The organism is Roseiarcus sp. (genome assembly GCF_052145395.1).
GTDB lineage: Bacteria > Pseudomonadota > Alphaproteobacteria > Rhizobiales > Beijerinckiaceae > Roseiarcus.
Genome location: NZ_JBKQOT010000846.1, coordinates 1 through 11,633 on the forward strand (window position 1 = coordinate 1; position 11,633 = coordinate 11,633).

The window sequence follows — 11,633 nt, forward strand, 5'->3', positions numbered from 1 at the left end:
TGATCTGGATCATCGCGATCGCCGTCGGGACGGCGCCACCGAGGGCGACTGCCACGCCGATGCTCGGCGCACCGCCGGCGCCATGGCCCAGCTGACCGGACAGCATCACCAAAACCCCGGCGAAACCCGCCGTCACCGCCGCAGCCCGCGCCAAACCCACCGCCTCGCCGAGCGCCAGCCAAGCCAGCGGCGCGATCATCAGCGGCGAGACGAAGGTGACGGCCGTGGCGTCGGCGAGAGGCAGGAAGGCGAGAGAAAGGAAATATCCGTACATCCCGCCCGAGCCGGCGAGCGATCGTCCGACATGGCCAAACGGCCGCGTCGTCTTGAGCGCCGAGGGCCATTCGCCGCGCCGGGCGAGCCAGGCGGCGAGCGTCGCCATCGCGAAGACGGAGCGGAAGAACACGATCTCGGAGACCGGATAGGACGGCGCCGCGGCCTTGATGAGGGCCGCCATCAGCGCGAACGCGAAGGTCGCGCCGACCTTGAGGACAACGCCTTTGAGCATCGACATATAGCTGCGGCTCCGGCCTCCGGGCTTTAGAACGTCCCGGGGAACGCGCCGCCGTCGATGAGAATGCTCTGCCCGGAGATGAAGCCGGCCTGCGCGCTCGCCAGGAACGCGCACAGCGCGCCGAATTCCGCCGGATCGCCGAACCGGTGCGCGGGGCTACGTGCTTCGGCTTCCGCCCGCGCGGTCTCGAACGGCACGCCTCGCTGGGCCGCGGACCGCTCGATCGCCGAGCGCTGGCGGTCGGTGGCGAAGGTGCCGGGCAAAATCGCATTGATCGTCACGTTGTCCCGCACGTAGGCCCGCGCCGCGGAAGCGAGGAAGGCGGTGAGGCCGGCGCGCGCGCCCGAGGACACGTCAAGGCCGGCGATCGGCGCGCGCACGGAGCCGGAGGTGATGTTGACGATTCGGCCGAACCTGCGACGGGCCATGCCCGGCAGCAGCGCCTGCACCAGGGCGATCGGCGTCAGCATGTTCGATTCGACGCCGGCGAGGATGTCCTCGCGCGTGATTGCTCCGAACGTCTTGAAGGGCGGGCCGCCGTTGTTGTTGACCAGAATGTCGGCCTCCGGCGCGGCGGCGACGAGGGCCGCGCGGGTCGCGGGATCATTGAGATCGCCAGGCGCCTCGTGAACCGCGACGCCGAAGCGTTCGCGGATGTCCTTGGCCGTCGCGGTGAGCGTCGCCGCGTCGCGGCCATTGAGGACGAGCGCGCATCCGGCTTCGGCAAGCGCGACCGCGCAGGCGCGCCCCAGCCCCTTGCTCGACGCGCAAACGATGGCCTTGCGGCCGGAAATTCCGAGGTCCAATGTCCCGCCTCCGTCTGCTCGACACGTCCTGACGGCCGATTTATAACCGACAAATATTCCCGTCTGCGCCTGGCGTCATCGAAGCGACACGAGAATCTGCGCAGAGACTTGCGAATAAGGGTCTAATTCGAGAGGGCGGCGTGTCCAAGCATCTCGGAAGCCACCGCTACCGCACGCTGTTCCTGTCCGATCTCCATCTCGGCACGCGCGGCTGCCAGGCGCATCTCATCCTCGATATGCTTCGGCATGTCGAGGCCGATACGATTTATCTCGTCGGCGACATCATCGACGGGTGGCGGCTGCGCTCAGGCTGGTACTGGCCGCAGGCCCACAACGACGTGGTGCAGAAGCTGCTGCGCAAGGTGCGGCGGGGCGCCCGGATGGTGTTCGTGCCTGGCAATCATGACGAGTTCGCCCGACAGTTCTTGGGCCTGACCTTCGGCGGCATCGAGATCAAGCGGCAGACGGTCCACACGGCCGCCGACGGCAAGCGCTATCTCATCATCCACGGCGACGAGTTCGACGTGGTGGTGCGCCACTCGAAGTGGCTCGCCTTCTTCGGCGACTGGGCCTACACGACGGCGCTGTTCGTCAACACGCATTTCAACGCGGCCCGCCGCGCGGTGGGCCTGCCCTACTGGTCCTTCTCCGCCTGGGCGAAGCTCAAGGTCAAGAACGCGGTCAACTTCATCGGCTCGTTCGAGAAGGAACTCGCCGGCGAAGCCAAGCGGCGCGGCGTCGACGGCGTGGTGTGCGGCCACATCCATCATGCGATCATTCGCGACATCGACGGCGTCACCTACGTGAACACGGGCGACTTCGTCGAATCGTGCTCGCTGGTGGTCGAGCACTTCGACGGACGGTTCGAGGTCATGCGCTGGCCGGTCCAGCTGGAGGCGCTTGCGAACGAGGACAACACGCCGTTCGAGGACGAGGCGGAAGAGGTCAAGGCGGAAGCTGCATAATGCGGATACTCATTGCGACCGACGCCTGGCGGCCGCAAGTCAACGGCGTCGTGTCGACCCTGGAGCGGATGACCCAGGCGGCCGCTGAATTTGGCGCGAAATTTGAGTTTCTCACCCCCCAGGGGATGTGGACCGCGCCGATGCCGACCTATCCCGACATCCGCGTGGCGATCACGACGCCCTCGAAGATCAACCGCCGCATCGAAGAGGCGGCTCCCGACCACATCCATATCGCGACCGAAGGCCCGATCGGGTGGCTGGCGCGGCGCTATTGCCTGAAGAACAGGCGGCTCTTCACCACGAGCTATCATACGCGCTTCCCCGAATACATCGCGGCTCGCACGGGCATTCCCGAGCGGCTGACGTATGAGGGCCTCAGGCGCTTCCATGCGCCGTCCGCGGCGGTCATGGCGCCGACCCCGACCATCGGCGCCGACCTTACCCGCCGCGGCTTCGAGCGCGTCCGGCTGTGGAGCCGGGGCGTGAATCACGCCCTGTTCCGCCCGCGCGGCGAACCGACGCTCGACCTGCCGAGGCCGATCTTCCTTTGCGTCGGCCGGGTCGCGGTCGAAAAGAATCTCGAGGCCCTGCTCGGGCTCGACCTTCCGGGCTCGACGGTCATCGTCGGCGATGGGCCGGAGCGCGCTTCGCTCGAGCGCCGCTACCCGCGCGCCCATTTCCTTGGCGCCCGGCACGGCGAGGCGCTGGCGCAAATTTACGCGAGCGCCGACGTGTTCGTCTTTCCCTCCCGCACCGATACGTTCGGCATCGTGCTGATCGAGGCGATGGCGAGCGGGCTGCCGGTCGCCGCCTTCCCGGTGCCCGGCCCGATCGACGTGGTCGGGCCCGAGGCCGGCGTTCTGGACGAGGACCTGCGCGCCGCCTGCCTCAGGGCGCTGACCATTCCTCGCGAGGCCGCGCGCGAATATTCGTTGCGGTTCACCTGGAGGGAGAGCGCGCGGCAGTTTTTGGAGAATGTCGAGGCCGCCCGCGGAAAGCCTCTCCGGGTCAAGCCGAAGCGGCTCGAACTGGTGGGCGAGGCGTAACCGCCGCCCTCCCCTTGCGAATGGACCTTCGATGATCCGCGCGCTCATCCTGATCGCCTGCCTCGCCCCCGCCTCCGCGCTTGCCCAAGAGGGCGGTCCGATGCCGATCCACGGGGAGATGATGCAGGGGGAGATGACCCATGCGCACGGGGACCCGGCGCGGCCCGGATCGACGCCGACCGAGGTTGGAGAGGGCGCCTTCGCGGCGATCCAGGAGATCGTCGCGATTCTCGAAAGGGACCCCGCGACGGACTGGTCGAAGGTCGACATCGACGCACTGCGCCAGCATCTTGTGGACTTGAACGCCGTGACGCTCGAGGCGCGCGTGGCGAGCGCCCCCGTGGATGGCGGCACGCGGTTCGACGTGACGGGCGACGGCGCGGTCAGCGAGTCCATTCGGCGCATGGTCATGGCGCATGCGGCGACGATGAACGGGGTCGACGGCTGGACGTTCGCCGCGGCGCCCATCGAGGGCGGTGCCTCGCTCACCGTGCGCGCTCCGCCGAAAGACGTCGCCAAGCTCAAGGGCCTCGGCTTCTTCGGCCTGATGACGCTCGGGATGCACCATCAGATGCATCATCTCATGATCGCGCGGGGACAGAATCCGCACGAATGAAGCGGCGTTCCGCCGCGTCGACAGAACGCGCGTCGCCCCAGTAAAGCGCTCTTTTCGCGCCGGGCCCGTCCGCCCGCCGGAACGAAGGCGAAAGTCATGACCGGCAAGAGCGAGACCGCGCCGCAGACCTTCGAGGCCTGGCAATGCATAGGTTGCGGCCGCATCGAGGGGCCGCAGCCCTGCATCGGGATCTGCCAGGACCGCAAGGTCCAGTTCGTCATCGCGGCCGAACACGAAGCAGCGCTCGCGCGGCTCGCTGACGCGGAACGCGCCAATGCGGCTCTCGGGGGCCTCGTCCGCCGCCTTGCGCGGACGCGGCCCCGCGACGGCGAGTGGGAGCGGTCCTACCGGGCGCTGCAGGACGAGGCGCGCCGCGCGCTCGCCGAATTGCGCGCGGGCGCCTGATCGACCGCCGGAAAAGCAGGCCTCAGCGCGGCGGCGTCTTCGCGTTCAGCAGCCCCTCGACGACCGTCCGAAACGTAGCGAAATCGTAGGGCTTCGGAAGCTGGGCGACGCCCTGGTGCTGCGGATCCGACGGGTCGAGCGGGTATCCGGTCGCAAAAGCGATGGGCACTCCGCGCTCCTTCAGACGGCTGGCGACCGGATAGCTGTCGTTTTGCCCGAGGCGCAGATCCAGGATGGCGCCGTCGAGATCGTCTTCCGCCAGGGTGAGCGCAGCCTCCAGATTATGCGCGGGGCCGACCGTGGCGTGGCCCATCTCTTCGAGCCATTCCTCGGCGATCATCGCGATCAGGGGTTCATCATCGACAATCAGAATTCGCGCCATCTGCTTCCTTTCGACAATGCCCTCGACGGGCGCCGGCGGGTTACGTAGATATTCATCATGACGATCGAGTTTCTCGCGCGCCTCAGGGCGACGATCGATGAAGTGAAGTCCGATCGCCGCCGACGAAACGGGTGGATCTCTTTGACGAGCAGTGTCCTACTGCTCGTCGTCGCCGCTGTTCTGGGGACAGCGATGGCGATCCGTGTCAACAACGCGACCGCGTGGGTCGAACACACTTATCAGGTTCGTGGGCTGGCCGACCAGATTGTTATCGGCCTCCGGGACGCCGAGAGCGCCGTCCGCGACAGCGCGCTGGACGAAGACGGCTCCGGCGACCCTCTGGAAGAGTATCACGGCGAGCGGCGGATGCTGCTCGAAAACCTTGCGAAGCTGCGCCGGCTGGTTTCCGACAACCCCGACCAGATCCATAGGCTCGACCAGATCGACAAGCTTGCCGTCGCCTTTTTCAACATCTTGGACCGCGCTGCGGCCTCCAGGAGGATCGACTCCGCGAGCTTCGCCTCCAGCCTCGATGGCGACACGAAGGCCCTCACGAAACAGTTCCGCGAGCTTTTCTCGGCGGTCGACGCCGCCGAGGTCGACCTTCTCGCCCAGCGCCAACAGACGGCGGGCAGGCTGCAGGCGATCCTGTTCGGATTGATGCTGGCGAGCCTCGTTTGCGCGACGATCGCCACCATCGCCGTCGTCGCTACGAGCTGGTCCTTCGTCAGACACGTCCAGGCGCAAGCCGCCGCGCTGCTCTCGGAGACCGAAAGCCGGCGCCAGGCGGAGAGTCTGCTCCTGCAGACCCAGAAGCTGGAGCTCGTGGGCCAGCTGACCGCCGGTATCGCCCATGATTTCAATAACCTTCTGACGATCGTGCTCGGCAATCTCGACACGGTCAAACGGCGGATCGAGTCGGGAAGCGCCGCCGAGCTCGTTCGTCTGGCCCGTCCCGTGGAGACGGCGTCGGAAGGCGCAAGACGGGCGGCCTCGCTCACCCAGAAGCTGCTCGCTTTCGCCCGTCAGCAGCCTCTCGCGCCACGACAACTGGACCTGAACCGCGCCGTCGCCAATATGTCCGACGTGCTCGCCCGCACGGTCGGAGAGGCGGTGAAGATCGAAACCGTGCTGGGGGCGGGGCTGTGGCCGGCTTTCGCCGATTCGAGTCAGGTCGACAATGCGATCGTCAATCTGGTCGTCAACGCCCGCGACTCGATTCCTGACGGCGGCTATATCACCATCGAAACCGCAAACGCCTCGCTCGACGAGGAGTACGTGGCGCAGTTCGGCGACGTCGCCCCCGGTCAGTACGTCATGCTTTCGGTGAGCGATACCGGCGTGGGCATCCCGAAGGACGTCCTCCCGCACGTCTTCGAGCCGTTTTTTACCACCAAAGAAACCGGCAAGGGCACTGGATTGGGACTCGCCATGATTCATGGCTTCGTCAAGCAGTCGAAAGGGCACGTCCGCATCTACAGCGAGCTTGGCCAGGGCACGACGGTGAAGATCTATCTGCCGCGCATGACGGACGCCGCTCCGATCGCGAGCTCGCCAGCCGAGGCGCCGGTCAACGGCGAATTTCCTCCTGCCCGGGCCGGCGAGGTCGTCCTCTTGGTGGAGGACGACGAAGGGGTGCGCGAATTCGCCCGCGGCGCCCTCGAAGGGCTGGGCTACAGGGTGCTGGCGGTCGGGGAGGGGCCGGAGGGACTCGTCCATCTGCGCAGCCCCAACCGCATCGACGTCCTTTTCACCGACGTCGTGCTTCCAGGCGGAATCAACGGGCGGCGGCTGGCGGACGAGGCGGCCAAGCTCCGACCCGACCTGCGGGTGCTGTTCACCACGGGCTATACGCGCAACGCGATCGTTCACGATGGACGCCTCGATCCGGACGTCCGGCTGATCACCAAGCCCTATACGCAGGAGATCCTGGCCCGGTCGCTGCGCCGCATCATCGACGAGGCCCGCCCCCTGACCTGAAGCGGATTCCTGTTTCGCAGGTCCGCTCTGTAGACGGGGTCGTTGACCGCGTCGACCGCGCTCGAGCCAAGCTCGGCGCTCCCCCTCAACACCGTGGACCGGCGGAACCTTGCTCGGCTTGTGGCGTTTGTCCGGCGACTACGGGTGAACCGTAGGGATCGAACGGAGGGTAAGATGCGAGCGACGATAATCTGGGCGGTGACCGCCGCAGCTCTTTTCATTCCGGTTTTTGGGGCCAAAGCCGACGACCAGACGCCCGGCGCAGTGGGCGGCGCGATCGGCGGGGCGGCGGTCGGCACCGTGGTCGGCGGTCCCGTGGGCACCGTCGTCGGGGCGGGCATCGGCGCGCTTGTCGGGTCCTCGCTCCAGGCTCAACCCTCCGTCGTTTACCAGCAGCCGGTTGTGGTTGGCGACGCGTTGCCGGAAACGTACACATACTATGACGTTCCTCAATATCCCTCCTACCAATACATCATTCTCAACAACCAGCGGGTCATCGTGGACCGGAAATCCCATCGTGTTGTGCGCGTAATGCCGTAACTGCTGCGAGGCCCGGAGCGTCCCGCAGGGCTCCTGCGGAGCCGCGGCCTCGCGACCTCGCTTGGCATCCCCGAATGAGGGAGGCGACAATGCGAAAGGTACTGGTGACCGGGACGGCGGTCGCGGCGCGACAGGAAGCGCCGCAGACGGGCTACTGGATGGCGGCGTTCTTTTTGGCGGCGAGCTTGCTGACCTATGCCGAAATCCGTTCCGAGGCGTCGAGACTCAACGACGTCTCGCTGCGATTTTCGCACGCGAATGCGGCGCGACACGAAAAGGTCGGTCCGAAATACCCCAGAATTGTCGCCTTCGCTGTTCCGGGAAATTCGGCCTACGCGGCGCGCGCGGGCGAGCACGGCGACGATTGACGCGCTCCCGTTGACGGCGGGGGGCGCGCATTCGAAGATTGCCTGCCTGTGACCCGGAACGCATGGGGCGGTCCGGGACGACGCGGCCGCTTCCCGGCGGCGGGAGGAGGCAGGATGGGAACTCCCGAACCTTTTACCTATCACGTTCCCGACAGCGACCTCACCGATCTCCGCGAGCGACTGAAGCGCGCTCGCTTTCCCGATCAGGCGCACGGCGAGCCCTGGGCGTACGGCACAAGCGTCGACTATCTGCGCAAGCTTGCGGACTACTGGCGCGATGGGTTCGACTGGCGCGTTCAGGAGGCGCGGCTGAACGCGTTCCCGCAGTTCAGAATCGAGCGGCAGGACACCGACCTCCACTATCTCCATGTCCCCGGAAAGGGGCCGCATCCGACGCCGCTGCTCCTGATGCACGGCTGGCCGGGATCGGTGTTCGAGTTCCTGGACCTGATCCCGCGCCTGACCGATCCCGCGGCCCATGGCGGCGACGCCGCAGACTCCTTCACCGTCGTCGCCCCGTCGCTGCCCGGCTACGGCCTGTCGTTCCGGCCGGGACAAAAGCGCTTTGGCGTCGAGGAGATCGCCGACATTTTCGCCGACCTGATGAGCGAGACGCTGGGCTTCAAGCGCTTCGGCGTGCAGGGCGGCGACTGGGGTGGAATAACGGCAACGCGCATGGGCGCCGTCCATGCCGACCGGCTGATCGGCCTCCACGTCAATCTGCTCGCCGTCCGGCGCGACCGCGACATGGACAAGAATCCGACGCCGGAGGAGCGCGTTTTTCTCGACGACCTCAACCATTGGCTGAACGAGGAGACCGGCTACCAGTGGATTCAGGGGACGCGCCCGCAGACGCTGAGCTTCGGCCTGACCGATTCCCCTGTCGGGCTCGCCGCTTGGATCGTGGAGAAGTTCCGGGCGTGGTCCGACTGCGGCGGCGATGTGGAAAGCGTGTTCACCCGCGACCAGATGCTCGCCAACAACAGCTTCTATTGGTTCACCGGAGCGATCGGATCGTCCTTCTATCCCTATTACTTCCGCCGGCATCGCCCCTGGATGATCCCGGAAGGCGCCGCGGTCACGGCGCCGACCGGCTACGCGGAGTTCCCGCGCGAAATCCTGCGGCCGCCGCGCTCGGTTGCGGAGAAGACGTTCACCGACATTCGCCGCTGGACCGTGATGCCGAAGGGCGGCCACTTCGCCGCGATGGAGCAGCCGGACGCGCTCGCCGATGACGTCCGCGCCTTCTTCCGGCCGCTGTGCTCGGGCTAGAGCAGATTGCGATTCCGTCGAGTGGGACTTTTTAGACGCGGTCGTCGACCGCTGTAGCCGCAATCAACGATCGCGGCTACAGCGGCGCCGCCGCTAACCGCAAAATGCTCTGGTCGCGACATGGCACGGTCCGCCCGCGTCTGCGAAGCGCGATTGGACGGCGCGGCAACGCGCGCTAACCGGTCGTCTCCTCGAGGCGCACTTCGTAGCCCCACAGACGGCGGATGTGGCGCAGGGTCGCCTCCTTCCCGGCGTCCGAGAGGCCGACGCCGTTGCGCAAGGTATGGCGCAGCACGAGCGGGCGGTCGCCCAGGGTATCGGCGCCGACGACCTGGATATCGGGCTCGTTGTTGGCGACATCGTAGCTGTCCGCGAGCTTGGAGCGCACGGTTCGATAGCCCTCGTCGTCATGGATGGCCTCGACGTGGACCTTCGGATCGGTCGCGCTGTCGGAGAGGGCGAACATGCGGAACTGACGGATCAGGCGCGGCGACAAAAACTGCCGGATGAAGGACTCGTCCCGGTAGTTGGCCCAGACGTCGCGCAGCACCGCCGCCCAGTCCTGCCGGCCGGCGATGTCGGGGAACCACACGCGGTCCTCGTCGGTCGGCTCGACGCAGATGCGCTTGATGTCCTGCATCATGGCAAAGCCGAGCGCGTAGGGGTTGAAGCCGCTGAACCGCGGGTCGTTGTAATCGAACTGGGCCACCACGTTGGCGTGGCTGTGGAGAATCTCGAGCAACGCGCCTTCGGAGATCAGGCCCTTGTCGTACAGCCGGTTGACGATCGTGTAGTGGACGAAGGTGGCGCAGCCCTCGTTCATCACCTTGGTCTGGCGCTGGGGATAGAAATATTGCGCGACGTTTCGCACAATGCGCAGGAGTTCGCGCTGCCAGGTCCTGAGCTTCGGGCTGTTCTTCTCGAGGAAGTACAGCAGGTTCTCCTCGGGCAGACGGAGGTTGCGCTTGCGCTCGCGCGCGTCGTCGTCTGCGACGTCTTGCTCGCGGGCAGGCGGCGCGCTGGGCACGGTCCGCCACAGGTCGCGGTAATCCTGCTCGTCGCGCTCGAGCCTCTCGCGCCGGAGGCGTTCATAGTCGGCGAGGCTCAGCTTGCGGGCGCGGGGATAGCGGAAAATGCCTTGCCCCATGAGCGCGTGGGCGGCGTCGAGCGTCCGCTCGACCGCCTCGACGCCGTAACGCTCCTCGCAAGAGGCGACGTAGCGCTTGGCGAAATCGAGGTAGTCGAGAATGCCGGCCGCGTCGGTCCACTGCTGGAACAGATAGTTGTTCTTGAAGAAGTGGTTGTGGCCGAAGGCGGCGTGGGCGATGACGAGCGTCTGCATCGCCATCGTGTTCTCCTCCATGCAATAGCTGATGCACGGATTCGAGTTGATGACGATCTCGTAGGCGAGCGCGGTATAGCCTTTGCGGTAGAGCGCCTCGTCGCGGGCGAAGTGCTTGCCGTAGGACCAGTGCGCATACATCAGCGGCATGCCGACTGACGAATAGGCGTCGAGCATCTGCTCGGCCGAGATGATCTCGATCTGGTTGGGATAGACGTCGAGGCCTAGCTCTTCGCGCGCGATGGCTTCGACGGCGTCGTAGACCCGGTGGACCGTCTGGAAGTCCCACTCGGCGCCGTCGACAAGGAGGCGGCCGCCGGGTTGGAGCGGATGGGTCGCCTCGAGAGACCCGATCATCATGACACGGCTCCCTTGTTGGGTTGCTTGGCGAAGAGCTTGCGGAAGACGGGGTAGATGTCAGAGCGGCCGGCGACGCGCGCCATGGCGAAGCCGGGCGTCGTCTCCTTCAGGCCCGCGTACGCGCGCCACAATTCCTTGCCCCCGCCGTCGAGCGGCGATCCCTCGTCGGCGATCTCGATATAGGCGTAATACTGGACGAGCGGCAGGATCGTTTGCGTGAGCAGCGCTACGCATTCGCGCGAGTCGCTTCCCGAGTTGTCGCCGTCAGAGGCCTGGGCGCAATAGACGTTCCATTCCCCTACGGGATAGCGGGCCTCGCGGATCGCGAGCATCTCCTTGAGCGCCGAACTGACCACGGTTCCCCCGGTCTCCCGGCCGTAGAAGAATTCCTGCTCGTCCACCTCAGCCGCCTCGTCGGTGTGACGGATGAAAACGATGTCCACGCGCTCGTATTTGCGCTTCAGGAACAGGTGCAGGAGAATGAAGAACCGTTTGGCGAGCTCCTTCTCCCGCTCGCCCATCGAGGCCGAGACGTCCATCAGACAGAACATGACCGCCTTGGCGCGCGGGACGAGAACCGGTGTGAACCGGCTGTAGCGCACGTCGATCGGGTCGATGAAGGGGATCGCGCGCTGCCGCCGCTTCAGGCGCTCGATCTCGCGGGCGAGATGGACGATGCGCTGTCGCTCGACGACCCCGGCCCCCGGGCGGGCGCGCAGCGTCTCGAGCTCCTGCTCGAGCGCCTCGATCTCGCTCTTGCTCGGCCGGCGAAGCGCTATTCGCCGGCCCATGCTGACGCGCATCGTCCGCAGCACGGCCAGATTCGGCGTCACGCCGTCGTTGGTGTAACCCGCGCGGCGGAACTCTTTCGCCTTCGAGTCCTTGAGCGACGTCTTGACCAGATCGGGGAGCTCGAGATCCTCGAACAAGATGTCGAGGAACTCGGCCTCCGTGAGCGCGAAGGAGAACGGGTCCTCTCCGCGGCCCGAACCGGACCCGTCGCGTCCCGCGCCGCCGCCGCCCGCCTTGCCCTTCGG

At 66.5% G+C, this 11,633-nt stretch carries 13 protein-coding genes; 8 read left to right on the forward strand and 5 right to left on the reverse strand.

Annotated features, from left to right (window positions below):
• Both ACLP25_RS29445 and ACLP25_RS29450 read right to left on the reverse strand, forming a co-directional pair.
• Positions 1 to 514 (reverse strand): DMT family transporter (locus tag ACLP25_RS29445; protein ID WP_442472640.1); only part of this gene is annotated, 514 nt, incomplete at its 3' end.
• 26 nt (positions 515 to 540) lie between these two features.
• Entirely contained in the window at positions 541 to 1,320 is a 780-nt protein-coding gene (locus ACLP25_RS29450) for an SDR family oxidoreductase (protein ID WP_442472641.1), read from the reverse strand.
• Positions 1,321 to 1,460: 140 nt separating this feature from the next.
• Here ACLP25_RS29450 and ACLP25_RS29455 point away from each other — a divergent pair, with 140 nt between their 5' ends.
• From ACLP25_RS29455 to ACLP25_RS29470, 4 genes are all read left to right on the forward strand, one after another.
• Positions 1,461 to 2,285 carry a UDP-2,3-diacylglucosamine diphosphatase gene (locus tag ACLP25_RS29455; protein ID WP_442472642.1) on the forward strand — a complete coding sequence of 275 codons (825 nt, stop codon included), beginning with the start codon at positions 1,461 to 1,463 and terminating at the stop codon, positions 2,283 to 2,285.
• Positions 2,285 to 3,331 carry a glycosyltransferase family 4 protein gene (locus ACLP25_RS29460; protein ID WP_442472643.1) on the forward strand — a complete coding sequence of 349 codons (1,047 nt, stop codon included), beginning with the start codon at positions 2,285 to 2,287 and terminating at the stop codon, positions 3,329 to 3,331. Before ACLP25_RS29455 ends, ACLP25_RS29460 begins: the two co-directional genes overlap by 1 nt.
• A 31-nt stretch (positions 3,332 to 3,362) precedes the next feature.
• Positions 3,363 to 3,947 (forward strand): hypothetical protein, encoded by a 585-nt coding sequence (locus ACLP25_RS29465; RefSeq protein WP_442472644.1) that lies wholly within the window; start codon positions 3,363 to 3,365, stop codon positions 3,945 to 3,947.
• Positions 3,948 to 4,043: 96 nt separating this feature from the next.
• Positions 4,044 to 4,352 carry a hypothetical protein gene (locus ACLP25_RS29470; RefSeq protein WP_442472645.1) on the forward strand — a complete coding sequence of 103 codons (309 nt, stop codon included), beginning with the start codon at positions 4,044 to 4,046 and terminating at the stop codon, positions 4,350 to 4,352.
• Positions 4,353 to 4,374: 22 nt separating this feature from the next.
• Here the strand turns inward: ACLP25_RS29470 and ACLP25_RS29475 are convergent, their stop codons facing one another.
• A complete protein-coding gene (locus tag ACLP25_RS29475; RefSeq protein WP_442472646.1) occupies positions 4,375 to 4,734 on the reverse strand; it encodes a response regulator in 360 nt (119 codons plus the stop codon).
• 57 nt (positions 4,735 to 4,791) lie between these two features.
• Between ACLP25_RS29475 and ACLP25_RS29480 the strand changes: the two genes are divergently transcribed.
• From ACLP25_RS29480 to ACLP25_RS29495, 4 genes are all read left to right on the forward strand, one after another.
• On the forward strand, positions 4,792 to 6,714 hold the full coding sequence (locus tag ACLP25_RS29480; protein ID WP_442472647.1) for a CHASE3 domain-containing protein: 1,923 nt from the start codon (positions 4,792 to 4,794) through the stop codon (positions 6,712 to 6,714).
• 174 nt (positions 6,715 to 6,888) lie between these two features.
• Positions 6,889 to 7,254: a DUF1236 domain-containing protein gene (locus ACLP25_RS29485; RefSeq protein WP_442472648.1), complete on the forward strand. Its 366-nt coding sequence runs from the start codon at positions 6,889 to 6,891 to the stop codon at positions 7,252 to 7,254.
• Between the two features lie 89 nt (positions 7,255 to 7,343).
• Complete coding sequence (locus tag ACLP25_RS29490) at positions 7,344 to 7,622, forward strand: hypothetical protein (protein WP_442472649.1); 279 nt, start codon at positions 7,344 to 7,346, stop codon at positions 7,620 to 7,622.
• A gap of 114 nt (positions 7,623 to 7,736) precedes the next feature.
• Positions 7,737 to 8,894, forward strand: coding sequence for an epoxide hydrolase family protein (locus ACLP25_RS29495; protein WP_442472650.1), 1,158 nt, complete (start codon positions 7,737 to 7,739; stop codon positions 8,892 to 8,894).
• Between the two features lie 175 nt (positions 8,895 to 9,069).
• Here ACLP25_RS29495 and ACLP25_RS29500 read toward each other — a convergent pair whose 3' ends face one another.
• The gene (locus ACLP25_RS29500) at positions 9,070 to 10,596 is read right to left on the reverse strand and encodes a SpoVR family protein (RefSeq protein ID WP_442472651.1); all 1,527 of its coding nucleotides are present in this window, start codon (positions 10,594 to 10,596) and stop codon (positions 9,070 to 9,072) included.
• Positions 10,593 to 11,633 (reverse strand): YeaH/YhbH family protein (locus tag ACLP25_RS29505; protein ID WP_442472652.1); only part of this gene is annotated, 1,041 nt, incomplete at its 5' end. The genes ACLP25_RS29500 and ACLP25_RS29505, both read right to left, overlap by 4 nt.

Excerpts from the sequence above, each read along its gene's own strand:
- ACLP25_RS29460 (WP_442472643.1), top strand. The coding sequence starts at position 2,285 with ATGCGGATACTCATTGCGACCGACGCCTGGCGGCCGCAAGTCAACGGC.
- ACLP25_RS29465 (WP_442472644.1), top strand. The coding sequence starts at position 3,363 with ATGATCCGCGCGCTCATCCTGATCGCCTGCCTCGCCCCCGCCTCCGCG.
- ACLP25_RS29470 (WP_442472645.1), top strand. The coding sequence starts at position 4,044 with ATGACCGGCAAGAGCGAGACCGCGCCGCAGACCTTCGAGGCCTGGCAA.
- ACLP25_RS29475 (WP_442472646.1), bottom strand. The coding sequence starts at position 4,734 with ATGGCGCGAATTCTGATTGTCGATGATGAACCCCTGATCGCGATGATC.
- ACLP25_RS29480 (WP_442472647.1), top strand. The coding sequence starts at position 4,792 with ATGACGATCGAGTTTCTCGCGCGCCTCAGGGCGACGATCGATGAAGTG.
- ACLP25_RS29485 (WP_442472648.1), top strand. The coding sequence starts at position 6,889 with ATGCGAGCGACGATAATCTGGGCGGTGACCGCCGCAGCTCTTTTCATT.
- ACLP25_RS29490 (WP_442472649.1), top strand. The coding sequence starts at position 7,344 with ATGCGAAAGGTACTGGTGACCGGGACGGCGGTCGCGGCGCGACAGGAA.
- ACLP25_RS29495 (WP_442472650.1), top strand. The coding sequence starts at position 7,737 with ATGGGAACTCCCGAACCTTTTACCTATCACGTTCCCGACAGCGACCTC.
- ACLP25_RS29500 (WP_442472651.1), bottom strand. The coding sequence starts at position 10,596 with ATGATGATCGGGTCTCTCGAGGCGACCCATCCGCTCCAACCCGGCGGC.